The 26,324-nt window shown below is 66.8% G+C and carries 23 protein-coding genes; 15 read left to right on the forward strand and 8 right to left on the reverse strand.

Translation table 11 applies throughout. The features are described from left to right. Positions 1 to 40 precede the first annotated feature (40 nt). Positions 41 to 619: a MarR family winged helix-turn-helix transcriptional regulator gene (locus AC1RQK_RS13305; RefSeq protein ID WP_492376207.1), complete on the reverse strand. Its 579-nt coding sequence runs from the start codon at positions 617 to 619 to the stop codon at positions 41 to 43. A gap of 121 nt (positions 620 to 740) precedes the next feature. Between AC1RQK_RS13305 and AC1RQK_RS13310 the strand changes: the two genes are divergently transcribed. The 3 genes from AC1RQK_RS13310 to AC1RQK_RS13320 all read left to right on the forward strand — a co-directional run bounded on the left by AC1RQK_RS13310 (position 741) and on the right by AC1RQK_RS13320 (position 3,236). Beyond that, the gene (locus AC1RQK_RS13310) at positions 741 to 1,754 is read left to right on the forward strand and encodes an EamA family transporter (protein ID WP_492809311.1); all 1,014 of its coding nucleotides are present in this window, start codon (positions 741 to 743) and stop codon (positions 1,752 to 1,754) included. Between the two features lie 60 nt (positions 1,755 to 1,814). Further along, complete coding sequence (locus AC1RQK_RS13315) at positions 1,815 to 2,105, forward strand: hypothetical protein (protein ID WP_150985467.1); 291 nt, start codon at positions 1,815 to 1,817, stop codon at positions 2,103 to 2,105. A 126-nt stretch (positions 2,106 to 2,231) separates the two neighbouring features. Next, the gene (locus tag AC1RQK_RS13320) at positions 2,232 to 3,236 is read left to right on the forward strand and encodes a Bug family tripartite tricarboxylate transporter substrate binding protein (protein WP_492376209.1); all 1,005 of its coding nucleotides are present in this window, start codon (positions 2,232 to 2,234) and stop codon (positions 3,234 to 3,236) included. A gap of 17 nt (positions 3,237 to 3,253) precedes the next feature. Here AC1RQK_RS13320 and AC1RQK_RS13325 read toward each other — a convergent pair whose 3' ends face one another. Further along, a complete protein-coding gene (locus AC1RQK_RS13325) occupies positions 3,254 to 3,946 on the reverse strand; it encodes a response regulator transcription factor (RefSeq protein WP_492376210.1) in 693 nt (230 codons plus the stop codon). 232 nt (positions 3,947 to 4,178) lie between these two features. On the opposite strand from AC1RQK_RS13325, the gene AC1RQK_RS13330 reads away from it, so the two are divergent. Continuing rightward, positions 4,179 to 4,877 (forward strand): response regulator transcription factor, encoded by a 699-nt coding sequence (locus tag AC1RQK_RS13330; RefSeq protein WP_492376211.1) that lies wholly within the window; start codon positions 4,179 to 4,181, stop codon positions 4,875 to 4,877. Continuing rightward, on the forward strand, positions 4,874 to 5,728 hold the full coding sequence (locus tag AC1RQK_RS13335) for a hypothetical protein (protein ID WP_492376212.1): 855 nt from the start codon (positions 4,874 to 4,876) through the stop codon (positions 5,726 to 5,728). The genes AC1RQK_RS13330 and AC1RQK_RS13335 overlap by 4 nt, the downstream gene beginning before the upstream one ends. Positions 5,729 to 5,821: 93 nt before the next feature. On the opposite strand, the gene AC1RQK_RS13340 is transcribed toward AC1RQK_RS13335, so the two are convergent. The 4 genes from AC1RQK_RS13340 to minC form a co-directional block, all read right to left on the reverse strand. Continuing rightward, entirely contained in the window at positions 5,822 to 6,907 is a 1,086-nt protein-coding gene (locus tag AC1RQK_RS13340; protein WP_492809312.1) for a porin, read from the reverse strand. A 352-nt stretch (positions 6,908 to 7,259) separates the two neighbouring features. Then, on the reverse strand, positions 7,260 to 7,514 hold the full coding sequence (gene minE, locus AC1RQK_RS13345; protein ID WP_006164360.1) for a cell division topological specificity factor MinE: 255 nt from the start codon (positions 7,512 to 7,514) through the stop codon (positions 7,260 to 7,262). Positions 7,515 to 7,529: 15 nt separating this feature from the next. Continuing rightward, the gene (gene minD / locus AC1RQK_RS13350; protein ID WP_043342744.1) at positions 7,530 to 8,345 is read right to left on the reverse strand and encodes a septum site-determining protein MinD; all 816 of its coding nucleotides are present in this window, start codon (positions 8,343 to 8,345) and stop codon (positions 7,530 to 7,532) included. A 62-nt stretch (positions 8,346 to 8,407) separates the two neighbouring features. Further along, a complete protein-coding gene (minC, locus tag AC1RQK_RS13355) occupies positions 8,408 to 9,223 on the reverse strand; it encodes a septum site-determining protein MinC (protein WP_492376214.1) in 816 nt (271 codons plus the stop codon). Between the two features lie 144 nt (positions 9,224 to 9,367). Between minC and AC1RQK_RS13360 the strand changes: the two genes are divergently transcribed. The 9 genes from AC1RQK_RS13360 (at position 9,368) to kdpE (ending at position 21,948) form a co-directional block, all read left to right on the forward strand. Next, positions 9,368 to 10,339, forward strand: coding sequence for a magnesium and cobalt transport protein CorA (locus tag AC1RQK_RS13360; RefSeq protein ID WP_492809313.1), 972 nt, complete (start codon positions 9,368 to 9,370; stop codon positions 10,337 to 10,339). A 293-nt stretch (positions 10,340 to 10,632) separates the two neighbouring features. Next, complete coding sequence (locus AC1RQK_RS13365; RefSeq protein ID WP_492809314.1) at positions 10,633 to 12,720, forward strand: hypothetical protein; 2,088 nt, start codon at positions 10,633 to 10,635, stop codon at positions 12,718 to 12,720. Between the two features lie 297 nt (positions 12,721 to 13,017). Then, positions 13,018 to 13,185: a hypothetical protein gene (locus AC1RQK_RS13370; RefSeq protein ID WP_170301836.1), complete on the forward strand. Its 168-nt coding sequence runs from the start codon at positions 13,018 to 13,020 to the stop codon at positions 13,183 to 13,185. Next, positions 13,185 to 13,274, forward strand: coding sequence for a K(+)-transporting ATPase subunit F (kdpF, locus tag AC1RQK_RS13375; RefSeq protein WP_006164365.1), 90 nt, complete (start codon positions 13,185 to 13,187; stop codon positions 13,272 to 13,274). Before AC1RQK_RS13370 ends, kdpF begins: the two co-directional genes overlap by 1 nt. Next, on the forward strand, positions 13,274 to 15,094 hold the full coding sequence (gene kdpA, locus AC1RQK_RS13380) for a potassium-transporting ATPase subunit KdpA (RefSeq protein WP_492809315.1): 1,821 nt from the start codon (positions 13,274 to 13,276) through the stop codon (positions 15,092 to 15,094). Before kdpF ends, kdpA begins: the two co-directional genes overlap by 1 nt. 146 nt (positions 15,095 to 15,240) lie before the next feature. Continuing rightward, positions 15,241 to 17,325 (forward strand): potassium-transporting ATPase subunit KdpB, encoded by a 2,085-nt coding sequence (kdpB, locus tag AC1RQK_RS13385; protein WP_254615669.1) that lies wholly within the window; start codon positions 15,241 to 15,243, stop codon positions 17,323 to 17,325. Between the two features lie 48 nt (positions 17,326 to 17,373). Next, on the forward strand, positions 17,374 to 17,991 hold the full coding sequence (gene kdpC, locus AC1RQK_RS13390; protein WP_492809316.1) for a potassium-transporting ATPase subunit KdpC: 618 nt from the start codon (positions 17,374 to 17,376) through the stop codon (positions 17,989 to 17,991). Between the two features lie 326 nt (positions 17,992 to 18,317). Further along, positions 18,318 to 21,251, forward strand: a complete 2,934-nt coding sequence (locus tag AC1RQK_RS13395) for a DUF4118 domain-containing protein (protein WP_492809317.1) — start codon at positions 18,318 to 18,320, stop codon at positions 21,249 to 21,251. A 1-nt stretch (position 21,252) separates the two neighbouring features. Beyond that, positions 21,253 to 21,948 (forward strand): two-component system response regulator KdpE, encoded by a 696-nt coding sequence (gene kdpE, locus AC1RQK_RS13400; RefSeq protein WP_253932621.1) that lies wholly within the window; start codon positions 21,253 to 21,255, stop codon positions 21,946 to 21,948. 56 nt (positions 21,949 to 22,004) lie between these two features. Here kdpE and AC1RQK_RS13405 read toward each other — a convergent pair whose 3' ends face one another. Then, the gene (locus AC1RQK_RS13405) at positions 22,005 to 23,369 is read right to left on the reverse strand and encodes an isoprenylcysteine carboxylmethyltransferase family protein (RefSeq protein ID WP_492376269.1); all 1,365 of its coding nucleotides are present in this window, start codon (positions 23,367 to 23,369) and stop codon (positions 22,005 to 22,007) included. A 158-nt stretch (positions 23,370 to 23,527) separates the two neighbouring features. Here AC1RQK_RS13405 and AC1RQK_RS13410 point away from each other — a divergent pair, with 158 nt between their 5' ends. Then, positions 23,528 to 25,564 carry a sensor histidine kinase gene (locus AC1RQK_RS13410; protein ID WP_492376270.1) on the forward strand — a complete coding sequence of 679 codons (2,037 nt, stop codon included), beginning with the start codon at positions 23,528 to 23,530 and terminating at the stop codon, positions 25,562 to 25,564. Here the strand turns inward: AC1RQK_RS13410 and AC1RQK_RS13415 are convergent. Continuing rightward, complete coding sequence (locus AC1RQK_RS13415; RefSeq protein WP_492376271.1) at positions 25,531 to 26,190, reverse strand: response regulator transcription factor; 660 nt, start codon at positions 26,188 to 26,190, stop codon at positions 25,531 to 25,533. The two genes, AC1RQK_RS13410 and AC1RQK_RS13415, sit on opposite strands and share 34 nt — an antisense overlap. Positions 26,191 to 26,324 lie beyond the last annotated feature (134 nt).

Below are 26,324 nucleotides of genomic sequence, written 5' to 3' on the forward strand. Positions count from 1 at the left end.
CGAGGCGCATGCGTTGCTGCGACGCGCCTCGCCTGCCGCGTCATTCGCCGGCTGCCTCGAAGCCCTGCAGCCAGCGCCGCAACAGGCTTGCCAGCTGCTGGCGCTCCGCGGCCGAGAGCCGCTCCAGCAAACGATGCTCATTGGCCACGTGCACTTCCAGCGCGTGGTCGATGCGCACCCGGCCCGGCTGGGTCAGCTCGATCAGCAGCCCGCGCCGGTCATCCGGGTTGGGGCTGCGGCGCACCAGCCCGGCGCGTTCCAGATGGTCGATCCGGTTGGTCATGGTGCCCGAGGTGATCATCAGCGAATCGATCAGCGCGCCCGGCGACAGCGCATAAGGCGGGCCGGAGCGGCGCAGCGTGGCCAGCACGTCGAACTCCCAGGTATTCAGGCCGGTCGGTGCCAGCGCGGACTCCACCGCGCGGTCGGTGTGGCGCGCCAGGCGCCAGACCCGGCCAATGATGCCCATCGGCGCTGCGTCCAGGTCCGGGCGCTCGCGCGCCCACTGGGCCAGGATATGGTCGACGCGATCGCTCCCATCTTGGGGTGCCTCGTCGTTGCCGGCTTTCGGGGAGGGCGCCGTCGCGCTGCTTGCCTTGGGTTTGCCGCGGGTGGCCATGGTGGGCTGCTGTTGATCTTGGATGACGAGAATCTTGACATCAAGGCTTTCAGTTCGTAAAGTGGATTTTATATCTTGATATCAAGAATATTGTTGTGAAGAAAAATGGAGCCGTGACAACATGAAACCCGACCCGCAGCCCGCGCCCCAACCCGTCTCGCCAGCGCTGCCCGCAGCGCGCCCATCCTCGCCGTCTTCCACGCCTGCCCCGCAGGTTCAGGTACGCACGGCAGATGTCCTGCTGACCGCTTCGGCGCCCCTGATCTGGGGCAGCACCTACCTGGTCACCAGCCAATGGCTGCCGCCGGGACAGCCGCTGCTGTCGGGCGTGATCCGCGCGCTGCCGGCCGGCCTGGCGATGCTGGCGTGGGGCCGGCAACTGCCGCGCGGCGGCTGGTGGTGGAAGGCGGCGGTGCTGGGCGTGCTCAATATTGGTTTGTTCCAGGCCATGTTGTTTATCGCCGCCTACCGGCTGCCGGGCGGCGTGGCGGCCACCGTGGGCGCGATCCAGCCGTTGCTGGTGGTGGTGCTGGCGTGGCTGCTGCTGGGCGCGCGGCCGCGTCCGGCTACGTGGCTGGCCGGGCTGGGGGGCATCGGCGGCGTGGCCTTGCTGGTGCTGGGACCCGCCGCGCGGCTGGATGGCGTGGGCGTGGCGGCCGCGGCGGCCGGCGCGGTGTCGATGGCGTTGGGCACGGTGCTCGCCAAACGCTGGCGGGCACCGGTCTCGCCGCTGGTGCTCACCGCGTGGCAGCTCACCGCGGGCGCCTTGTTCCTGCTGCCCTTCGCGCTGGCCTTCGAGACGCTGCCGGCGCGGCTGACGGTGCCCAACGTGCTCGGCTACCTGTGGCTGTGCGTGGCCGGCGCCGGCGTGAGCTATGCGCTCTGGTTCCGTGGCATTGGCCGCTTGCCGACCGCGGCGGTGTCCGCGCTGGGCCTGCTCAGCCCCGTTAGCGCCACCGTGCTGGGATTCCTGGTGCTCGGCCAGAGCCTGAGCCCGGCGCAGATGGCCGGCGCGCTGCTGGTGCTGGCCAGCGTGTGGCTCGGGCAGCGCGCGCCGAAGGCGGCGCAGGCCGCTGCCGGAGGCTCCGGGGCTTCAGATAAGGCCCATGCGCCGTTGGCGCCGCGGCAAGGGTGAACGCAAGGGCGAAGCAAAGGTGAACGACCAGGGTGAATGGCGCGCCGTTTTTGCGGCATCATGGCGGGCATGACGTCCGCCGTACCTTCCCCCACCTCATCCCGGCCCGCTTGCGATCACTGTCTGGCGCTAGCGGCGGATTCCCGCCGGCGCGAGCCGCATGAGCGGCTTGTGCTCAAGCACACCGCGCCGCTGGTCAGCCAGAGCGCCGCCGGCGTGCCGTTCAGCATGCTCACGTTCACGTGCCGCGAGTGCGGCACCGTTTGGCGGCTCTATGACCGCGCCAACGAGCTCTTTGTCTCGTGGGTGCCGGACCGCGCGCTGGGCCGCGGCGCCGATCGGATAAAATAGCGCCTGTTTCCTGCCTGCGTGCTGACGGTCCAGCGCCCGGTTCCGGGCCGCCCGGCGGCGCCAGCACGGCCAGTTCCGTCGTTCCGTTGTTCCGTCTTCCAACCGTTGTCCTCGTCGTCCCCCGCCATGTCCGCTTCCCACCGAATTCCCCTGCTGGCTGCTGCCTCCGTGTTTGCCGCCGCCCTGACGAGCCCGCTCGCCAATGCCGCTGACGCTGCCAGCGCCGCTGGTGCGTATCCCGCGCGCCCGATCCGGCTGATCGTGGCCTATCCCACCGGCGGCATCAGCGATACCGTGGCGCGCGCGCTCGGCGAGCGCCTGTCGGCCCAGATGGGTGCCTCGGTGGTGGTGGAAAACAAGGCGGGCGCGGGTGGCAGCATCGGCATCGACGCCGTGGCCAAGGCCGCGCCGGACGGCTACACGCTGGGCTTTGCCTCGACCAGCCCGCTCACGCTCAACCCGCACGTGGGCCGCGTCAACTACGATCCGCAGCGCGACATCGCGCCGGTCATGAGCGTGATGTATTCGCCGGTGCTGGTGATCGCCACGTCGAGCTTTGGCGGCAAGTCGTTCCAGGACCTGTTGGCGCAAGCCAAGGCCAAGCCGGGCTCGGTGCGCTGGGCCACGTCGGGCCTGGGCACGGTGGGCCATGTCATGCTGGAACAGGTCAAGTCGAAGGCCAAGGCCGACCTGACCCTGATCCCTTACAAGGGCGCGGGCCAACAGATGAACGACGCCCTCGGCGGCCAGTTCGAGGTGATGAGCACCAACGCCAGCCCCATGCTGACCCAGCACATGCAGGCCGGCCGGCTGCGCGCGCTGGCGGTGGGCGCACCCAAGCGCATCGAGTCGCTGCCCAATGTGCCGACCTTTGCCGAGCTGGGCTACCCCAAGGCCAACCTCACCTCCACCTTCGGTATCTTCGCGCCCGCGCACACGCCCGTGGCTATCATCACCAGGCTGAATGCCGAACTGAACAAGGCCCTGCAAGAGCCTGAGGTGCGCGAGCGCCTGCTCAAGGGCGGCGAAGTCCCCACCGGCGGCACCGCCGCGCAATTCGCCAAGGCCATCCATGCGGAATACGACGACAACGCCCGCATCGTGAAGGAAGCGGGCATCAAGGCGGACTGACGGGCTGGGCAGCCGCGTCACGGCTGCTCGATCAGGTCCAGCCGGCAGCCGGTGGCATACACCGCCGACAGGCGCACGCCATTGCGCGGCTCCAGCGCCAGCTTGGTGCGCACGCGCGACAGGTGGCTGTCCACCGTGCGCGATGCCGGCGGCATGCTGCGGCGCCAGACCGATTCCTCGATGGTCTGGCGCAGCAGCAACTGGCCGGCATGGCGAAACAGCAAGACCGCCAGCTCGTACTCCTTGGGCGCCAGCTTGACCAGGCGGCCGTTGACGAAGGCGCGCCGCTCGGCCAGCACAAAGCGGTAAGCACCCAGCTCAAGGTCGCCGCAGGCCTGCGCTACCGGCGCCATGCGCCGCAGCAGCGCATCGACGCGCGCGGCCAGCTCGGCGTGGCGTACCGGCGGCGGCAGGAAGGCATCCGCGCCATGGGCGAAGCACCGGGCGATATGGTCGTCGTCGTTGTGCTGGCTCAGCAGCATCACCGGCAACGCATCGCCGAGGGTACGGCGTATCCACAGCAGGACGTCGCGCGCCGGGATGCCGGGAACCTCCCAGGCCATCAGCAGCAGCGCGTAGGGCTCGTTGCGCAGCGCCTGCATCAGCGCACCCCCTTCGCGAAAGCGCACCGCCTCATGGCCGCTGAGCCTGAGCGTCTGCTCTAGCAGGACGGCTCGCGCCGGGTTGTCCTCCAGTACTGCGACTCGCATGAACTTTCTCCTCGTGCGCGGTATTGCCAGGGCATCTTAGCGTCGCGGTCCGCGTGGTGGATCGTTAATAGAGGCTGCCGCCGCAGATTGCGAAATTTCTCATCCGAAAGACTTCTCTCGCGGCTTCTAATGACGGATAGCCCCGCATCGTCGGGTCACTCCCTGGCGCCGGCGGCGCCAATTACCGCGAGACCGGCAGGCGTCCAAGCCTTTCCGGCCAAATTGCATGGGTATGAAGATCGCATCACTGGAAGATGAACCCGCAGAGGCGGCCCTGATCCGGCAGATTCTCGGCGAGGCCGGGCATGCCTGCACCACCTTCACGCGCAGCCGCGACCTGCTGCGGCAACTGCGCGAGGAGAACTTCGACCTGCTGCTGCTCGACTGGCAGATGCCGGATCTTTCCGGCAAGGAGGTGCTGACCTGGGTGCGCGCCAACCTGGACCGGCGCGTGCCCGCGATGTTCCTGACCTGCCGCGTGGAGGAAGAAGACATCGTCGATGGCTTCGCCACCGGCGCCGACGACTACATGCTCAAGCCGGTGCGTCGCGGCGAACTGCTGGCGCGCATCCGTTCGCTGCTGCGCCGCGCCTATCCGGACCCGGGCAGCGGCGGCGCGCAGGTGGCGCTGGCCGACTATGTCATCGACTGCGCCGCGCGCACGGTGGCCCATCGCGCCCAGCCGCTCAGGCTGACGCCCAAGGAGTTCGACCTGGCCGTGCTGCTGTTTCGCAACGAAGGCCGCATCGTGTCGCGCGACCATATCGTGGCGGCGGTCTGGGGACGCGAGATCTCGCCGCTGTCGCGCACCATCGATACGCATATGTCGCGCGTGCGCAGCAAGCTTGCCCTGCACCCGGAGCACGGGCTGCGGCTGCTGCCGGTCTACACGCATGGCTACCGTCTCGAACTCACCGGCGCGGCGCCATGACGGCGTGGCTGCGTTGTGAAATCCTGCGCTGGGTCGCGGGCCTGCGTGCTGTCGCGCGTTGCCTGGAGCGTCTCGCCCACAGGATGGGGGCGGGCATGGAAGAGGGCGGGCAAGACAGGCCCGCGGGCATGGCCGCCATCCGCGCCATGCTACCTGCCGGCGGCGCCGTCGATGCGCCGTCCTGCGACAGCGCGGCGCTGGCATCCTGGCAAACCGCCATGCGGGCGTTGTCGCACGATTTGCGCTCGCCGCAGAGTGCCATCCTGGCGCTGGTGCAATTGCACCAGGACGTGCCGTCCGCATGCGCGCACGCGGCATTCGTGGCGCAGACAGCAGGCTATGCGCAGGCGTCGCTGCGGCTTACCGACGACATCGCGCGGTTGTTGCGCGAGCTTGCCCACGGCTACCGCATGGAGATACTGGAGCTGACGGCGCTGCTGCGCGAGTCCGCCGACGCGCTCTGCCTGCATGCCGGGCCCGCGCCCGAACTCGACCTGGCTGGCAGCAAGGCCTGGATACGAGGCGATGCCGCCATGCTGGCCGAAGCCCTGCGCGTGCTGATGGCGCTGGCCATGATGTCCGCTGCCGGGAGCACGCCGCCGCGGGTGTGCCAGCGGCTCGACGGCCGCCTCTGCCGGATTTCGATCGCCTTCGTGCCTGATGCCGGTGCTGATGACGTTGCGTGGCGGGCCGCGCGTGCCCGGACGCCGGCGATGCAGTTTTGCCGTCGCGTGCTGTTGCGCCATGGCGGCGCGCTCGATGCGGATCGCGCCGCAGATGCCGAAGCCGAAGCCGGAACTGAAGCCGATGGCAGGATCACCTGGCATCTGCACTTGCCCATGTCGCTCTGAAAAATGCCCTGAAAAACAAAAAAAGCACCCGAAGGTGCTTTCTTGCAGTCAGACGTTACCCCGCGCGAGCGCGGGGCATGCCGACAAGGACAATCAGAAAATGTGGCGAATACCGACTGCCGCACCGGTCTGGTTGTTCTTGCCCGGCAGTTCGGTCGTCACGCCGCCAGTCACCTTGTTGTAGTCCACGGTGCCGTAGACCTGGGTGCGCTTGGACAGCGAGTACTCGGCCAGCAGCACGCCCGTGTAGCGATTGCCAGCGTTGTTGGACAGGCCATTCTTGTTCTTGATGTGGTCGCCGTAGAACACGCCGGTCAGCGCCAGGGCCGGGGTTGCCTGATAGGTCAGGCCCAGGTAGCCGAGGGCATCCTTGCGGGGATTGTTCACAGCGTTGCCACCGACCGGAACCGGGTTGCCAGCAACGTTCATGAAGTTGGTGTCGATCTGGCCGGTCTTGTCCTTGCCGCCGACATAACCCACGAATACCTTCGCCGGGCCGATGGAGTACTTACCAGCCGCGCCCCACATTTGCTGCTTGTTGCCGAAGGTGTCGCGGATTTCCTGGTACACGCCACCGAAGGCGAACGGACCAGCCGTATAGGCTGCACGGGCGCCGAAGTACGGCTTGCCGGTGGAGCTGGCCTTGGTCAGGCTGCCCGGCTGCTCGCCGAAGCCATAGCTGGCACCCACGTCCAGGCCGCTGAACTTGCCGCCGTAGCTCACGACGTTGTTGGCGCGGAACTGGGTCAGGAAGAACGGCCAGGCATTGGCTTGGTAGTTGCCGATGGTCAGCGGATCGAAGTCGCCGAAGAAGTTAAACCCTTCGGTGTACTGACGGCCCAGCTTGACGGTGCCGAAATCGCCTGCCAGACCCACATAAGCCTGACGATTGAACAGCACGCCGGACGAATTCATGGAGCCGTTGTCGAGGCTGTAGCCGCTTTCCAGCTGGAAGATCGCCTTCAGGTTGTTGCCGAGGGCTTCGCTGCCCTTCAGGCCCCAACGGCTTTGCGTTACAGCGCCGTCGGTCATCTGGAACTGGCTGTTGTTGGCCTGGTTGGAATTGCTCGTGTAGCGAATGCTCACGTCTGCAATGCCGTACAGGGTCACGGACGTTTGTGCGTAGGCGCTGCCGGCCAGCAGCGTACCAAGTGCGAGGGTCAGGGCTAATTTCTTCATGTGGCTCCTTTTCTATTCTGTAGTGTCAGCGGTCGGATCGCGATGACTGACGAGTTTACGTTTCGTGTAAACGCCCGCGAAAATTTAACAAAACAGAAAAGATTTAGACACTAATGCACGCCGTTGGCAGCCTCTAAGCTGGCAATTGGTGCAAAAACGTTGCGACGCCGCGACAAATTTACATAATGGTGCATCGCGAGATGAATCCAGCGTTACTCGCGCACCCCACGGTGTGGGGGATGGTGCCGGCAGCGCGCGCGCGCTCCGGCCACCGAGGCAGGCCAGGCGGGCGTTTCACGGTGAAGCGCCGCCGCTTGAAGCGCGGGCCGGGGCGTGCTGGCCCGGCTCAGGGTTATCCCTGTGGGATCTCGATCTTGACCTCGAGCACCTCGAGATTGTCCTGGCGTTCCAGGCTCACGCGCAGATCCTGGTCACTGATCTTTACGTATTTGGAAATCACCGCGACCAGCTCGCGCTGCAAGGCGGGAAGGTAATCGGCCGGCGCGGAATGGCCGGTGCGTTCATGGGCGAGGATGATCTGCAGCCGCTCCTTGGCAACCGAAGCGGACTTCTTCTTCTCGCCGAGCAGGAAGGACAGAATCGACATGATGGTAGACCCCCCTTACTTGTTGCCGAAGATGCGCGAAAGCAGCCCCGGCTTCTGGTAGTCGGTGAAACGCATCGGCTTGTCCTTGCCGAGGAAGCGGTCCACCAGGTCGCCATAGGCGTCGGCCACGTCGGAGCCTTCCAGGTGGATGGCCGGCGTGCCCTGGTTGGATGCGTGCAGCACGGCTTCGGATTCCGGCACCACGCCGATCAGCTTGATGCGCAGGATTTCCTGGATGTCGGTGAGCGACAGCATTTCGCCGCCGTGCACGCGCTTCGGGTTGTAGCGCGTGATCAGCAGGTGTTCCTTGATCGGGTCGCCGCCTTCGGCCGCGCGCTTGGTCTTGGACGACAGGATGCCCAGGATGCGGTCCGAGTCGCGCACCGAGGACACCTCGGGGTTGGTCACGACCAGCGCCTCGTCGGCGAAGTACATGGCCAGCAGGGCGCCGGACTCGATGCCCGCGGGCGAGTCGCAGACGATGTACTCGAAGCCCATGTCGACCAGGCCATTGATGACCTTCTCCACGCCCTCCTTGGTGAGCGCGTCTTTATCGCGCGTCTGCGAGGCCGGCAGGATGAACAGGTTTTCGCACTTCTTGTCCTTGATCAGCGCCTGGTTCAGGTTGGCTTCGCCCTGTACCACGTTGACCAGGTCGTACACCACGCGACGCTCGCAACCCATGATCAGGTCGAGGTTGCGCAGGCCGACGTCGAAGTCGATCACGGCAGTCTTGTGGCCACGCAGGGCCAGGCCGGCGGAAAAGCTGGCGCTGGTGGTGGTCTTGCCTACGCCTCCCTTGCCGGAGGTCACAACGATGATTTTTGCCATGGCTCTTGGATCCAGTAATGGTTGAAGCTTGCGCTGCTGTGGTTTGGGCTCTGCGGCGGGTGTTACTTCATCCGGAGCGGTTCGAGAATCAGTTTCTCCCCGGACAGCCGCACTTGGGCCGATTTGCCCAGCACATCGGCGGGCAGCGGCAGTTCGGCGGTGCGGTAGATGCCGGCGATGGAGAGCAGTTCGGGCTCCAGGCAGGTGCAGAAGATGCGCGCCTGCGCGTAGCCCTTGACCCCCGCCAGCGCGCGGCCGCGCAGCGGGGCATAAATATGGATGTTGCCTTCGGCGATGACCTCGGCGCCGTAGCTGACCAGGTCGAGGATCACCACGTCGCCGGCGGCGTAGATCTGCTGGCCGGAGCGCAGCGGCTTGTCGATCAGCATGGTGGGCACGCTGCGCGACGCGGCTTCGGCAATGGCGGCCGCGGCGGCGGCTTCCACTTCGGCGGCCGCAGCCTTTGCCTCGGCCTGGGCCGCAGCCTGGGCGTCGGCCAGGGCTTCAGCCGGGGAGGGGCCTGCCGGCTCGGCCGGCGGGGTTTCGTCCCGGCCGCCGCGCCGGCTCTGGCTGTCGAGCAGCGGCAGGCCAAACGACTCGGCCCAGCCCCGCTGCGCCTCGCGGGCCACCACGCCGATAGCGCGGGCCTTGAGCAGGGCCAGGGTCTCGATCACCGTGTCCAGGGCTACCTGGTCGTCGCTTTCCAGCCGGCGCAGGTCCAGGGCCACCACATCGTTGGAGAAGAAATCGGGGGTCGATTCGAAGCGGGACAGGAGATCGTCACGCAGCGCTGCGATGTCGGTGGTCTTGAGAGCGAGGAGGAGGGCGTCGACATTGCCACTGCGCAGCTCGAAGCGTGGCGATTTCTTCTGGGACATAGTCGGTGACCGTGGAAATGGGACATTCTAACTTCGTCTGGGTGCAGAACTGTAACAAATGCCGGATGACCCGAGACCAGTGCCGGATGCGGCGCGTTGATGGCGCCCTTGTTACGATTGCGCCATCTGAACAACGGAGCAGTCATGGGCGCGATCGTCAATAGTGTGGCCTACCGCAGCGGCAAGCGCGTGGGAGATGTCGCCCTGGACCAGATCAGCGACGCAATCTCGGTCCCGGGCACCTTCGTCTGGCTGGGCTTGCACGAACCGGACCTGCCGCTGCTGCGCAAGGTGCAGCAGGAGTTTGGCCTGCACGACCTAGCGGTGGAGGATGCCCTTGATGCCCACCAGCGCCCCAAGCTGGAGACCTACGGCGACTCCATCTTCATCGTGCTGAACACCGCACAACTGGTGGACGACGAAGTGGTGGTGGGCGAGACCCACCTGTTCGTCGGCCCCAACTATGTGGTGTCGGTCCGTCACGGCGTGAGCAGCAGCTACGCGCCGGTGCGCGAGCGCTGCGAGAGCGACGCGCGCGCGCTGGCCAACGGCCCGGGCTACGTGCTCTACGCGCTGATGGATTTCGTGGTCGACCACTACATGCCCATCGTCACCCGGCTCGAGGATGGCTTCGAGCAGCTCGAGCAAGGCATCTTCCGCGACGAATTTGACCGTGCCGCGATCGAGCACCTGTATCACATCAAGCGCCAGGTGCTGCGCCTGCGCAATGCGGTCTACCCGATCGAGGAGATCTGCGGACAACTGATCCGGCTGCACGAGGACCTGGTGCCCAAGGAGCTGCGCGCGTACTTCCGCGACATCGAGGACCACGCCAGCCGCCTGGTGCGCACCCTGGACGTGGTGCGCGAGATGCTGACCACCGCGGTGCAGGTGAACCTGGCGCTGGTCACGGTGGGCCAGAACGAAGTGGTCAAGCGCCTGGCCGGCTGGGGCGCCATCCTGGCGATTCCCACCGTGGTGTTCAGCTTGTACGGCATGAACTTCAATTTCATGCCGGAGCTGCAATTCCACTATGCGTATCCGACCGTGATCGGGGTGACCGCGCTCGCCTGCGGCGGGCTTTGGCGCAAGCTGCATAAGTCCGGCTGGATCTGAGCCGCGCGGCAACCCGCTTGCCACGCCTGGCGCCCCCCGCCGCGCCCCCGTTTTTCCCCGCCCGCCTCCCCGCCATTCCTCTCCGCGCAGTCCGGGGCGGGGCGCCATGCCATGTTTATGGGATTCCCACCTGCTGGCCGGCTGCTTAGTCTTGCCCGTGCCGGGGCCGCAACACCGCTGCCATCGGCCGGCTAACGAATAACAGGGTCCTGCCGTAAATCATGTTGCCGACATGGCGCCGGCAAAAAGAAAGCAGAAGAAACACCGGAATCCATTCTCAGGGGGAAAATCCAATGAAGCTTCAACTTCAGACATTCGGGGTCGCGCTGGGCGGCGCGGCACTGCTGGCGCTGGCCGCCTGCGGTGGCGGCGGCAGCGATAGCACAAGCAGCGGCTCCGCCGGCGACAAGCCGGTCCTGGCCGCAGCTGCGGTGACCGGCACGGCCGCCACCGGCGCGGCGCTGGCCAACGCCAATGTGGCCATTACCGATAGCGCGGGAGCATCGCCCTGCCAGGAAGCCGCGATCACCACCAGCGCCCTGGGCAGCTACACCTGCACCCTGAAGACGGGCGAGGTGGCGCCGTTCTTCGTGGTCGTCACGGACCCCACGGGCAACACGGCCCCGCTGGTCAGCGTGAGCACCGTCACGCCGGCTGCCGGCGCCAAGCTGACCATCAACGCCACGCCGCTGACCACGGCCATCGTGGCGCAACTCGCCGCCGACGGCAATCCGCTGACTCTCGTCAGTGGCAAGACGGTGGACGCCGCCGCCTTGCAAAAAGTCACCGCCAACGTGGTCGCGCAGCTCGCCAGCGTGCTCGCCGCCATCGGCGCGCCCGCCAATTACGATCCGTTCTCGACCGCCATCACCGCCGCCACGGCCGCCGGCGTGGGCAATACCGCCGACCAGGTGCTCGATATCGTCAAGGTGGTCACGGATCCGGCCACCGGCAAGCTGGCGCTGGCCACCGTCGACAACCCGACGCCCGTGGCCATCGCCACCGCCACCAGCACGGGCGGCACGCTCGCCGCGCCGGCAGTCGCCGTTGCGGCCCTGCCGCAGGCAGCGCAGGCGGTCGCCAAGGGGCTCTCAGCCTGCTTCGCGCTGCCCGTCGCGCAGCGCGTGACGTCCTCCAATACCAGCCTGAGCGCGTCGCAGGGCGGCCCGGAAGTCGATGGGGTGGCGTCCGCATGCCAGAACATCGCTGCCGACATCAGCAACGCGGCCGGTGTCGATTTCCTGCACAACGGTTTTTACTTCGGGCAATTGCTCTACGGCATCCTGACCAGCGACACCATGACGGGCGCGCAGTTCAGCGTGCCGGAAATCATGGCGTTCTATCCCGCCGCCTCGACGGCCTCGGGGCGTGACGAAGCCATCTTCAACATCCGGTACCTGGACGCCAGCGGCAACCCTGGCAACATCATCACGACGGCACGCGATATCGCGGGCGGCGCCACCAGCGCGCATCCGTCGAGCTGGTGGCTGGTCGGCAACCAGCAGCCGGTCGACGTCACGCTCAAGCTCCAGATCCGGCGCGTTGAGCAGATGAACCCGGGCTTCAACAAGAGCAACAACAACTACAGCCACTTCCAGAGCGGCATCCAGTTCATGATCAACGCCAAGGGCCCGGGCAGCGTCGTCAACAACGCGCCCCTGAGCTATGCGCGCGTGACCGGGCCCGGCTTGCCGAGCAATGGCATCGTCTATATCGCGCCGGTCCCGGCCGAGGTGGGCCAGACCTATATGGACGTGAGCAACAAGACCGGCACGGTGCCCGTCACCGCCCAGTGCGGCAACGAGTTCAGCCCGCCCTCGCCGTCGTACAACTGCCCGAATTTCTGGTTCTCGCGGACCGCGGGCCTCAGCGGTAGCGCGGCCAGCACCCTGGCGGGCAATCCTGCCAGCCTGGTATGGGCGCAAGCGGCGGACAACGCGGATGCCTCCAAGGTGGTCAAGGGTGCGAAGTACCGCATCGAGCTGTTCCATGGCACCAACACCACGCCGACCTACAGCTACAACAAGACCCTGCTGAGCGACCTCGTGCCGGCCACCCAAGGGGTGAACCTGCCGTGGAACACGCTGGGCAGCAAATCGCTGGCCGCACTGGACCCGTCCAACGCCAGCCTGGCCGGTGCGCAGACGTCGCTGACGGCGGACTGGGTGCAGAATGTCTCCGCCCAGCAGATCGGCAGCGTTGCCGCCACGGTCGACAACAACGGTACCTGGAGCACCTCCACGTCGGCACCCAGGGGCGCGACCTCGATCGTGGTCAACGCGGCGGTGCCGGCCTTCACGGCCACCACCAACCGCGGGCTGCTGTTCGGGTACCGCATGCTGGATAACAGCAACAAGTCGGCGGTCTTTACCTACAACTAACCGTACAACTAACCGTACAACCGACCATGCAACTGACGTAACGGATCAGGCGCTCCTGACGCGGCCGGCGCCACAGCCGGCTTCGGCGACCTGCATAGCCCCGCAAGGCCAACAGCCTGCGGGGCTTTTTCTTGGCTGGCGCCGATGCCCGGCAAGCGGGATGGGCGCCGCCACGGGCTCTCGCACCGTTTTTACGCGATTTTTATATCTTCTTTACACCCCCGCCGTCCCTCTCTATCCCGTTTTTACCACTCGATCCCTAATCTGCCATCTGTGAATCACTCACGGTGTGTTGCCATGGACGGGATCTATTTCATTGGTTTGTTGCTGTTTGGTGCGCTGACTGGCGCACTGCTGCTCTTGTGCGCCGCGCTCGCAGGCAAACCGCCGGGAGCGGCCGAGGGGCCGGGCGCAGAAGCCGCCGACGCGCGCCGCAAGGACAGCGCCACCGACAGGAGGCTGTGATGGACTGGGCTGACCTGCTGGGCGGCGTGCTCGCCGTTGCTGTCTTTATCTACCTCCTGATCGCCCTGTTCCGGCCGGAGAAATTCTGATGTCCACCGAATTCCTGGGACTACTGGTCCTCTACCTAGCCATCCTGCTGGCGCTCGCGCCCTTCGTGGGGCGTTATATCCGCCGCGCGATGGAAGACGACCGCTACCTCGCCACGGCCTGGGGCCGCCCGCTTGAGCGCGTGCTGTACCGCGTGGCGGGCGTGCGCGCCAATGCCGAGATGGGCTGGAAGCAATACGCCATCGCGGTCATCGCCTTCAACATGCTGGGCGTGGTGGCCGTCTACGTGCTGCAGCGTGTGCAAGTCTGGCTGCCGCTCAACCCGCAAGGCTTTGGCGCCATCACGCCGGACTCCGCCTTCAATACCGCCGTCAGTTTCGTCTCCAACACGAACTGGCAGGGCTATGCGGGCGAGTCCACCATGAGCTATCTCACGCAGATGCTGGCGCTCACGGTGCAGAACTTCTTCTCGGCGGCCACCGGCATCGCAGTGGTGTTCGCGCTGATCCGCGGCTTTGCGCGCCAGAGCGCGGCCACCATCGGCAACTTCTGGGTCGACATGACGCGCTGCACGCTCTACGTGCTGGTGCCGATTTCCGCGGCGATCGCGCTGGCGCTGGTTAGCCAGGGCGTGATCCAGAATTTCGACAGCTACAAGGAAGTCAGCCTGGTCACGCCGGTCGAATACAGCCAGCCCAAGGTGGACGCAGCCGGCCAGCCGGTGCTCGACGCCAAGGGCGCGCCGGTGATGGAGGCCATGAAGACCGACAAGCAGACGCTGGCAATGGGCCCGGTGGCTTCGCAGGAAGCCATCAAGATGCTCGGCACCAACGGCGGCGGCTTCTTCAACGCCAATTCGGCGCATCCGTTCGAGAACCCGACCGAGCTTGCCAACCTGATCGAGATGCTGGCCATCTTCCTGATCCCGGCGGCGCTGTGCTTCACCTTCGGCGAGATGGTCAAGGACCGCCGCCAGGGCGTGGCGATCCTGGCATCGATGGCGGTGATCTTCATCGTGATGGCATGCGTCGCCGCAGCCTCCGAGCAGCAGGCCAACGCCGCGCTGGCGGGTTTGCCGATCGACCATGCGGCCAGCGCGCTGCAGGCGGGCGGCAATATGGAAGGCAAGGAAACGCGCTTTGGCATCGCCGCCACCGCGCTGTTCGCCACCATCACCACGGCGGCGTCGTGCGGCGCGGTCAACGCCATGCACGACTCCTTCACCGCCATCGGCGGGCTGGTGCCGATGCTGCTGATGCAGCTTGGCGAAGTGGTGTTCGGCGGCGTGGGCTCGGGCCTGTACGGCATGCTGGTGTATGCGGTGCTCGCCGTGTTCATCGCGGGCCTGATGATCGGCCGCACGCCGGAGTACCTGGGCAAGAAGATCGAGACCTATGAGATGAAGATGACCGCGGTGGCGATCCTCGTCACGCCGCTGCTGGTGCTCCTGGGCACGGCGGTGGCGGTGATGGTGGAGCCGGGCCGCGCCGGTGTGTTCAACCCAGGCACGCACGGCTTCTCGGAAATCCTCTATGCGTTCTCGTCGGCTGCCAACAACAACGGCAGCGCCTTCGGCGGCTTGTCTGCCAACACGCCCTTCTACAACGTGGCGCTGGCCGCGGCGATGTGGTTCGGCCGCTTCTGGATCATCGTGCCGATCCTGGCCATGGCGGGCTCGCTGGCGGCCAAGCGCAGGCTGCCGGTGACGGGCGGCACCATGCCCACGCACGGCCCGCTGTTCGTGGTGCTGCTGGTCGGCTCGGTGCTGATGGTGGGCGCGCTCACCTATATCCCGGCGCTGGCGCTGGGCCCGGTGGCGGAGCAGTTGCAGGCGCCGGTGGTCTCGGCGGCTAGCAAGTAATGGAGAAACGCATGCAACAAGAATCCATGGTGACGCGCAGCAAGAACGCCGGCGTGGCACCGGCAAACACTACCCCGGCCACCAGCGTGGTCACGCCGGCCCTGGCCGCGCAAAAGAGCGGCGGCCATCATCGCCCGCGCGGCGGCATGTTCGCGCCCGAACTCGTCAAGCCAGCGCTGCTCGATTCGGTGAAGAAGCTTTCGCCGCGCGATCAGTTGCGCAACCCGGTGATGTTCGTGGTCTATGCGGGCAGCATCCTGACCACGATCCTGTTCTTCCGCGCGCTGTTCTCGCCCGCCACGGCGGGTGGCGAGAGCGCCGGGTTTATCCTGGCCGTGTCGGTGTGGCTGTGGTTCACCGTGCTGTTTGCGAACTTTGCCGAAGCGCTGGCCGAGGGCCGCAGCAAGCAGCAAGCCGAAGCGCTGCGCGGGCTCAAGACCACTGTCACCGCCAAGCTGGTCAAGGAAGGCCGGCGCGATTACCGCGCCGCCGGCGCCACCGAGGCGCGGGGCGCCGCCGCGCTGCGCCGTGGCGACGTGGTGCTGGTCGAGGCCGGTGACATGGTGCCCGGCGACGGGGACGTGATCGAAGGCGTGGCCTCGGTGGACGAGAGCGCCATCACCGGCGAATCGGCTCCCGTGATCCGCGAATCCGGCGGCGACTTTTCCTCGGTCACCGGCGGCACGCGCGTGCTGTCCGACTGGATCGTGGTGCGCATCACCACCAATCCGGGCGAGAGCTTCATCGACCGCATGATCACCATGGTGGAAGGCGCCAAGCGCCAGAAGACGCCGAACGAACTGGCGCTGACCATCCTGCTGGTGGGCCTGACCATCGTGCTGCTGCTGGCCACTGCCACGCTGCAGCCGTTCTCGGTGTACAGCGTGTTCGTTGCCAAGGCCGGCATGCCCGTCACCATCACCGTACTGATCGCGCTGCTGGTGTGCCTGATCCCGACCACCATCGGCGGCCTGCTGTCGGCCATCGGCGTGGCCGGCATGAGCCGCATGATGGAAGCCAACGTGATTGCCACCTCGGGCCGCGCGGTGGAAGCCGCTGGCGACGTGGATGTGCTGCTGCTCGACAAGACCGGCACCATCACGCATGGCAACCGCCAGGCTTCGCGCTTTATCGCCGCGCCCGGCGTGTCGGCGCAGCAACTGGCCGAAGCCGCCTGGCTGTCATCGCTGGCCGATGAAACGCCGGAAGGCCGCAGCATCGTCACGCTGGCGCGCCAGCAGGCCGGCGCCGCCACGCCCGATATCAGCGCACTGCGCCCGATCTTCGTGCCGTTCACCGCGCAGACCCGCATGAGCGGCGTGGATGCCGGCGGGCGCAGCGTGCGCAAGGGCGCCGCCGATGCCGTGCGCAAGTACGTGACCGAGCGCGCCGGCAAGTTCCCCGACGCCGTGATGCAGGCGGTGGACGACGTGGCCCGCGCCGGCAGCACGCCGCTGGTGGTGGCGGAGTCCAGCACCGATGGCGAGCACGTACGCGTGCTTGGCGTGGTGGAACTCAAGGACATCGTCAAGGCCGGCATTCGCGAGCGTTTCGGCGAGCTGCGCAAGATGGGCATCAAGACGGTGATGATCACCGGTGACAACCGCCTCACCGCCGCGTCGATCGCAGCGGAGGCCGGCGTCGATGACTTCCTTGCCGAAGCCACACCCGAAGCCAAGCTCAAGCTGATCCGCGACTACCAGGCCGAAGGCCGCCTGGTGGCGATGACCGGCGATGGCACCAACGACGCACCGGCGCTGGCGCAGGCCGACGTGGCGGTGGCGATGAACAGCGGCACGCAGGCGGCGAAAGAAGCCGGCAACATGGTCGACCTCGACAGCAATCCGACCAAGCTGATCGAAATCGTCGAGATCGGCAAGCAGATGCTGATGACGCGCGGCTCGCTCACCACCTTCAGCGTGGCCAATGATGTGGCGAAGTACTTCGCCATCATCCCGGCAGCGTTCGCCACCACGTACCCGCAGCTCAACCAGCTCAACGTGATGGGCTTGTCCACGCCGGCCTCGGCCATCCTGTCGGCGGTGATCTTCAACGCGCTGATCATCGTGGTGCTGATCCCGCTGGCGCTGCGCGGCGTGGTGTACCGGCCGCTCGGCGCGGCCATCTTGCTGCGGCGCAACCTGCTGGTGTACGGCCTCGGCGGCATCCTGGTGCCCTTTGTCGGCATCAAGGTGATCGACATGATCCTGACCCTGTTCGGCTGGGTCTGAGCGCAGCATCGAACGCATCGAACGCGCTGAACATAAACGGAGCCATCCATGAATACGCAAGTCCAACCCGCCCAGCCCGCCACGCCCATCCAGGGTGGCCTGCTGCGCCCCATGCTGACGATCTTCGTCGTGCTGTCGGCCGTTACCGGCCTGCTGTACCCCGGCGTGATCACCGGCATCTCGCGCGCCGTGTTCCCGCATGAAGCGGCCGGCTCGCTGATCGTCAAGGACGGCCGCGTCATCGGCTCGGAACTGATCGGCCAGCCGTTCTCGGATCCGAAGTACTTCTGGGGCCGCTTGTCGGCCACCGCGCCCATGCCATACAACGCGGCAGCTTCCGGCGGCTCCAACCTCGGCCCGAGCAACCCGGCCCTGACCGATGCCGCGCGCGCCCGTATCGACGCGCTGCGCGAGGCGGACCCCGGCAACAAGGCGCCCGTGCCGGTGGATCTGGTCACGGCTTCCGGCAGTGGCCTCGATCCGCAGATCAGCCCGGCCGCGGCGCAGTACCAGGCGGCACGCGTGGCCCGGTTGCGCGGCTTGCCGCTGGAGCGCGTAGAAGCGCTGGTTGCGGCCAACACGGAAAAGCCGCTGCTTGCGGTGATGGGCGATCCGGTGGTGAATGTGCTCCAGTTGAACCTGGCGCTGGATGCCGAGAAGCAGTGAGGTTTGGCAGGTCTGGGAGGTGTTGGTGCGCAAACCATGTCGGCTGGCTTGCTCGCCTCTCCCGCATGGCGGGCGAGGGGCTGGGGGAGGGGGCGGGCCGGATGAAACCGTTGGCTTCGCTTCAAGTGGCTCCTAGCCAAACCGCCCCTCTCCCCGGCCCTCTCCCCATGAGGGGAGAGGGAGAGACAGCCGTCGTCATGGCGCGCGGCTTTGGCCCGTTCGGCGGCTTCGGCCCGCGCCCGAAGTGCGTTATTCGTGCCGGTGTTTGACCTCAGGCGTGGCACAATCGTTTTCATCCATCCTCCTCCCGGGCAATGACCCCCACCATGCCTGACACCGCCCAGCGCGACGCCCCCGGCCGGCCCGATCCCGATGCCTTGCTGCAACGCATGCAGCAAGAGGGCGAGCGCGCCGCGCGCGGCAAGCTGCGGGTGTATTTCGGCGCCTCCGCGGGCGTGGGCAAGACTTTCGCCATGCTGAGCGCAGCGCGTGCGCTGCGCGAGCAAGGCAGCGATGTCGTGATCGGCGTGGTGGAGACCCATGGCCGCGCCGAGACCGAGGCGCTGATCGCGGGGCTGGAGCGGCTGCCGATGAAGGCCATGCCGCATCACAAGCTCGACGACCGTGTGCTGCAGGAGTTCGACCTGGACGGCGCGCTGGCCCGGCGCCCGGCGCTGATCCTGGTCGACGAACTGGCGCACTCCAACGCGTCCGGCAGCCGCCACCCCAAGCGCTGGCAGGACATCGAGGAGCTGCTCTCGGCCGGCATCGATGTGTGGACCACCGTCAACGTGCAGCACCTGGACAGCCTCAACGAGGCGGTGGGCGGCATCACCGGCATCCGGGTGTGGGAGACGGTACCCGACACGGTCTTCGATGACGCCGACGAAGTCATCCTGGTGGACCTGCCCGCCGACGAATTGCTGCGGCGCCTGCGCGACGGCAAGGTCTACCTGCCGGAGCAGGCGCGCACCGCGGCCACCAATTTTTTCCGCAAGGGCAACCTGATCGCGTTGCGCGAGCTCGCGCTGCGCCGCACCGCCGACCGCGTCGACGACGACGTGCGCGCATACCGCCATGCCGAATCCATCCGGCCGGTATGGCGCACGCGCGAGGCGGTGCTCGCGTGCATCGGCACCGGCGATGATGCCGCGCAGGTGGTCAAGAGCGCGCGCCGGCTGGCCGGGCAACTCGATTGCGACTGGCATGTGGTCACGGTGGCCACGCCGCGCCTGGCGCCGCTTGCCGAGCACGAGCGCGCGAATATCGAGGAGGCGATGCGGCTGGCCGAAGAGCTGGGCGCGCGCACCGAGACGTTGGCCGGCAGCGATATCGTGCAGGCGGTGGCGGGTTATGTGCGGCGCCACAACCTCACCAAGGTGGTGGTCGGGCGGGCCCCCGGCAACTGGCGCCGCAGCGGCGGCAGCCTCCTGGCACGCGGCCGGGCGCTGCTGGCACTCGGCTTGTCGCCGTTCCTGGGCGCGCGCGCCTGGCTGTTCGGGCGCCATAGCTTTGCCGATTCGCTGGCGCTCGGCTGCCCGGAGATCGACGTGATCCGCGTGGCCGCCGACGCCATGGGCGCCGATACGCGCGGCCGCGCGCAACCGGCGGGCGGGCGCGCCGACGTGCGCGAGGATCCGGCGCGCAACGACGACAGCAGCGTGGTGGCGCACCGCATCGACTACCTGTGGGCGGTCGCATGGTGCGGGGGCGCCAGCTTGTTGTCGGCGCTGACGCGGCCGTGGTTCGACCTGGTCAATATCGCGATGTTGTTCCTCGCGGCCGTGGTCGGCGTGGCGCTGCGCCACGGCCGCGGCCCCGCCGCGCTGGCCTCGGTGCTGTCGGTGGCGGCCTTCGACTTTTTCTTCGTGCCGCCGCGCATGTCCTTCGCGGTGAGCGACGTGCAGTACCTCGTGACGTTCGCGGTGTTGCTGACGGTGGGCCTGGTGATCGGCCAGCTTACCGCCGGGCTGCGCGAGCAGGCCCAGGTGTCGGTGGAGCGCGAGACCGATGCGCGCACCCTGTACGAGCTGGCGCGCGAGTTGTCCGCTGCCTTGATGCCCGAGCAGATCATCGATATCAGCAGCCGCTTCCTGCAAGCCGCGCTTGGCGCGCGCTCGGCGTTCTTCCTCGTCTCGCCCAAGGGGCGGTTGATGCCGCCGGTGATCAACCCCACGCAACGCGGCAATGACGCGATCGATCCCGTGCTGGCGCAATGGGTGTTCGATCACGGCCAGCCCGCCGGCACCGGCACGCATACGCTGCCGGGCAGCACCGTGCTCTACCTGCCGCTCAAGGCGCCGATGCAGACGCGCGGCGTGCTGGCGGTGGAGCCGCAGGAGTGGCGCGCCTTTGCGCGGCCCGAGCGGCGCCGCCAGATCGACGTGTTCGCCACGCTGATCGCCATCGCCATCGAGCGGCTGCATTACGTGGAGGTCGCGCAGCAGGCGCTGGTGTCGATGGAGTCGGAACGCTTGCGCAGCTCGCTGCTGGCCGCCGTCTCGCATGATCTGCGCACACCGTTGACCAGCCTGATCGGCATGGCCGAGACCATGCAGCGCACCGAGCCGCCGCTGCCGCCGTCGCTGTCGGAAACCGTCGATGCCATGCGCGAGCAAGCGCTGCGCATGCGCACCATGGTGGTCAACCTGCTCGACATGGCGCGGCTGCAAAGCCGCGACGTGCGCATGCAAAAGGAGTGGCAGTCGCTCGAAGAGCTGGTGGGCGCGGCGCTTGCCGGCATGCGTGATGCGCTGTCGCGGCACCGCGTGTCGGTCGCGGATCTTTCGGCGCTGCCGCTGGTGGAGTGCGATGCGGTGCTGATGGAGCGGGTGCTGTGCAACCTGCTGGAGAACGCTGCCAAGTACACGCCGCCGGGTACCGGCATCCGCATCTCCGGCGAAGTGGTCGAAGCGGAGGTGCGGCTCGCGGTAGCGGACGACGGCCCCGGCGTGCCGCGCGGGCAAGAGCTCTCGATCTTCCAGAAATTCACGCGCGGCGAGCGCGAGTCCGCGACCGCGGGCGTTGGCCTCGGGCTGGCCGTGTGCGAGGCCATCGTGCAGGCGCACGGCGGGCGCATCTGGGTGGAGAGCGTGAACGCGGACCACACCGGCGCGCGCTTTGTCGTGGCGCTGCCGCGCGGCAATCCGCCTGCGATCGAGCCCGAGCCGCCCGAGGCACTTGAATCGGCGCTGCTAGCCACGCACGGCAACGGCGCCGGGCTGGTTGCGCACGATGCAGCAAACAAGGAGTCCAACTGAAATGGCATTTGAATTTTCGCCGACTGTCTTGCTGGTCGAAGACGAGCCGCATATCCGGCGCTTCGTGCGCGAGGCGCTGCAGGCAGAAGGCTGCGCCGTGCATGAGGCCGAGACGCTCAAGCGCGGCCTGATCGATGCCGGCACGCGCCAGCCCGACGTGGTGATCCTCGACCTGGGCCTGCCCGATGGCGACGGCATGACGCTGATCCGCGAGATGCGCACCTGGACCGAAGTGCCGGTGCTGGTGCTATCGGCGCGCTCCGGCGAGGACGACAAGATCGCCGCGCTGGACGCCGGCGCGGACGACTACCTGACCAAGCCCTTCGGCGTGGGCGAGCTGATCGCGCGTGTGCGCGTGCTGCTGCGCCGCCACGCCAAGACTAATCCGCAAGGCACGCCGCAGATCGGCTTTGGCGAGGTGCAGATCGACCTGGCCAACCGCGTGGTCACCCGCGCCGGGCAGGATGTGCACCTGACGCCGATCGAGTATCGGCTGCTCGCCGTGCTGATCGCGCATCGCGGCAAGGTCATGACGCATCGCGAACTGCTGCGCGAAGTCTGGGGGCCGGCGCACTCGGAGAGCAGCCATTACCTGCGGGTGTACATGGGGCACCTGCGGCACAAGCTCGAAGCCGATCCCGCGCAACCCTCGCACCTGATGACGGAGGTGGGGGTGGGATATCGGTTTGTGGGGTGATGCCATCGGCCGGCAACAGGGTGCCGGCCGATGGGTATAGTCAGGTAGTCAGGTAGTCAGGCGGTCGGCTCAAGCGGCACCGGTGGCCTGTAGCGCAGATTCCCCAGCACCGGCAGATGCCGCAGGAAGCGGAACATGCCGTGGTGGTCGATCCATCTGGCGTAAGCCACATAGTCCGGATCCTGGGACAAATGCCGCTCTTCCGTCATGGCCCGCATCGCATAGATGGCATTCAAGGCCAGCAGCAGCAGGCAGTGGCGCAGTGTTTCATCCGCTGAGCCCTGGGCCATGAAGGGGATGGAGATCATCCACCAGGACAGGTTCTTGGCCACATAGGCGGGATGCTTGGTCCACCGGTAAGGCCCGTTGGTGATGATGCCCCGGTGGGTCAGGTTCGAGAACCGCGCGCCGAAGATCACCGTCGCCCAGACGTAGATCGCCGTCAGCACCAGGATCGCACCGCCCCAGATGCCATAGAGCAGCGGTGTGTTCCAAAGCCACGCGCCCCACTGCAGGCCGGTCTCGTAATGCAGGTACTGCCGCCCGATCAGCGACCAGAACGGCTCGTAGCATATCAGCGCCACCGCCCAGCCCAGCATGGACGGCTCGGCCGAGCGCACGTGCGTGTCGGTGATGCGCAGCGCCATCAGGTACCCCATCACCACCAGGCCGACATCGATGAAGTACAGCAAGCCGTAGAGCAGGTCGAACCAGGCCTTGAAGCTCGTCAGCAGCGCAAAGTCGGCGGCGATGAAGCGTGCCAGGTCATTGCACATATAGGTGAACATCAGGGGCAGGAAGAAGCCCTTGATCAACCAAGCGAGCAGATGCTGCCCCACCACCTTGCCATCCATCTTGTCCCACTGCAACGTGACCAGCTTGCCCATGTGCCAGTAGCCGTCCAGGGGCCGGGTCATCTTGCGGTCGACGAAGAAGAAATAGGGCAGCGCCAGCGCGACCCAGGCCGGCAGCACGATCGCCAGCATGGAGAAATAGCGCGCGTAGAAGGCCGCATGGTATTCGGGGAACAGCCAGTACAGCAGGCCGACAAAGCCCATGCTGCCAAGCAGGCCCGCAAATTTGGTCAGGCTGCGGTGCCACGACGGATCGTCCCGGGAAAAATCCAGGCCGGTGGCTGCGCGCAAGTGCACCTTCTGCCAGATCAGGTCGAGCAAGAAGATGGTCGCCGCCGTCACCCCGACGATGAACAGGGCCGAGTGGACCATGTTGTCGCCGAAGGGCCGGTCGGTCCGCACGATGGTAACGGCCAGCAGGAACGCGGCCAGGCCCACGACGGCGACGGCGCCGTGGGTGGCTGAGCGGGGCCGCGGCGCTTTGTCTTGCGGTGTCGTCGCTGACTGGTTCCCCTCGGTGACGCCATGATGGATATCGCAGTGGGCGCGAAGGGCTGGATTACGCATGGCGAATTGGAGTCGAGTGCTTTTATCAGCGCCGATCCTATCCAATGGAATCACCGCAAAACTGACAAATCCTGACATTGCCAGGCAAAGTGAAAAAGCCCGATCCTTGCTGGGCTATAGTCGTGGCCTTTTGTCGCGAAACACGACTGGAAGGGACAATGCTTCGGCTATTCTGGATCGTTCTCTTGTACTGGCTCGGCCACTCCGCCGCATGGGCGGAAATGCGTCTGCCGCCGGCGGGAGAGGTCTCTCTGGGCGAGCATTGGGAGCTGCTGCGCGATCCGCAGGATGCGCTGACCATCGAGCAGTTATCGCGGCCCGAGTTCGCGGCGGCTTTCCAGCCCCAGTACTCCCCTCCCGCCCTTGGCTACGTGAAGGGGGCCGTCTGGCTGCGCATCACCCTGACGCGCCCGGAGCAAGCCGCGCCGGTATGGTTGCTGGAGCTGCGCTCGGCGTTGCTGGACGACGTCACGCTGTTCGAGCCGCTAGCGGCGGGCGGATACGCGCAGCGGGTGTCCGGCGACAGGCGGCCGGTGGCGGGGCGCGACGTGGATTACCGCAATCCGGTGTTTCAGCTCGACTTGCCGGTGGACAAGCCGGTCACGCTGTATTTGCGCGTGCGCAGTACCAGCACGATGAGCTTTCCCCTGGTGGCGTGGTCGCCGGAAGCGTTCATTTCCTTTATCGGCACCGAGCTGCTTCTGTTTGGCTTGTTCTACGCAGCGCACCTGGTCTTGCTGATTACCAGCGTCTGGTTTTATTGGGTCACGCGTAATCTTTCCTTTGGCCTGTTCAGCCTGACGGTATTGGCCAATCTGTTCACCTCGCTGTCCGCCGAGGGCTTCACGTATCAGTACCTCCTGCCTGGATGGCCGCTGACGAGCGATGCCGTCTACGTGGTGAGCTGGTTTTTTGCGACGCCGCTTGGCACCTTGTTCACGGCGCACTACCTGGGCCTGTACGAGTCGCCGTGGCGGCGTTGGGCGATCGGTTTTTCGCTGCTGGCCTGGGGGGTGGCGCTGGTCATGACCCCCTGCTTGCTGCTGGGCAACGTCTGGTGGATACGCCCACTGGCGCTGCTCTGGGGCCTGCTCACCATGGGCATACTGCTGATCGCTTCCGCGGCGATGACCTGGCGCGGCCAAAAGGCCGCGCGTGTGCTTTTGTTCGTCCTGGTCCTGCTCTTTGGCGGCACCGTGCTGCGCCTGGCGCGCAACGTCGGCGCGATCGATCCCGGCGCGTTCGTCGACAACGCCAACTACCTGGGCATGATGGCGTTCCTGCTCATCATGAATTCGGCCATCAGCTGGCGCTACACCGACATGCGCGCCGAAAAGGAGGCCGCCCAGGCCGAAGCCTTGCGCGTGGCCCGTCAGGCCGAGCGCGACCTGGAGGTCAAGGTTGCCTTGCGCACCCAGGCGCTCAGGAGCGCCATGGCGCAGGTGGAAGCGTCGCTGTCGCTGGAGCGGCGCGCGCAGGAGGAGCAGCGGCAGTTCCTGTCCACGGTCTCGCATGAACTGCGCACGCCGCTGGCGGTGATCGATGCCACCGCCCAGAATCTGGACCTGGACGATGCCCATGATGACCCGCAGACCTCGGCCCGGTACCAGAAGATCCTGCGCGCCACGCAACGCCTGACCATGCTGCTCAATGACTCCCTGCATGAGGATGGCTTCGAATTGCTGCGGCACGGCTCCCGGCCGTCACCCACCGGCCTGGCGGACTTGCTGGAGGACGCCGCGGCAGCAGCGCAACTGCTGTCAGAGGGGCACCGGCTGGAGGTGGATGGGGAGCGCTTGCCAGAAGCCTTCCTGTGCGACGCCAGCCTGCTGCGGCTGGCATTGCGCACGCTGGCCGACAACGCGGTGAAGTACACGCCTGCGGGCTGCCGGGTGGTCTTGCGGGGCCGGGAGGTGGCCGAAGGCGTGGTGCTGGAAGTGCAGGACAACGGTCCCGGCATCGAGGCGGCGGACCTGCCGCGCGTATTCGAGCGCTTTTATCGCGGCCAGAATGCCGGCCAGAAACCGGGGACCGGGCTTGGCTTGTCGCTGGCCCGGCGCATGGTGGAAATGCAGGGTGGCACCTTGACCCTGGACAGTGCGCCGGGGCAGGGCTGCCGCGCCACGATTTTTCTGCCGTCGGCGCCGCCGGGCGTGCAGGCTCAGGCCAGCGCGATGGGCGCGGCGAACGTATAGCCCTTGCGGTGGGCGGTCTTGAGCGGCAATTCGCTGCCCGATTCGCTGCGCCAGCGTTGCCGCAGGCGGCTGACCATGGTCTCCAGCCGGCGCTCGTCGTAGCTCAGCCAGTCAAAGCCGAAGCCTTCGGCGATCTGGCGGCGATCGACGGGCTGGGTGGGATGGAGCGCCAGCATTTCGAGCAGCTTGCTCTCGTTGGACGACACGGCCAGGCGGGCTCCCGCCGGCGCCACCAGCGTGCTGGCCTGTCGGTCGAGCCACCAGTTGGAGACGACGCGGCGGCTCAAGGCGCGCAGGATGGCGTCGAATTCGAGCAGCTTGATCGGCTTGACCAGATAATGGTCCGCCCCGCCGTTCAGGCCGTGCAGCTTGTCCTGCGTTTCGCCGCGGGCCGTGAGCATGACGATGCCGCAGCCGGGGCGCTCGCGGCGCAGGCGGCTGGCCGCATCGAAACCGGTGCCGTCGGGGAGCATGACGTCGATGACGGCGATGTCGGCCTGCGCGGCCAGCGGCAGGAATTGCGCCAGGCTGCCGGCCTGGCTGACCTTCCAGCCTCGCTTTTGCAGGAAAGCCGCTATTTCCTCGCGCAGCTCGACCTCATCCTCGAGCAGGACTACATTGCCCATTTCAAAACCTTGCAGCGGTTGCGTTCGATGATCGTGGCGAGGAATCTCCCTGCTTGCCTGACAAGATTCTACGGCGTCAGCCCGGGCTCCCCCCTACTGGCCGTTGCCCTGGCACTAGCGCCCAGGGTGGCTTA

The organism is Cupriavidus sp. GW822-FHT02D05 (assembly GCF_058802485.1).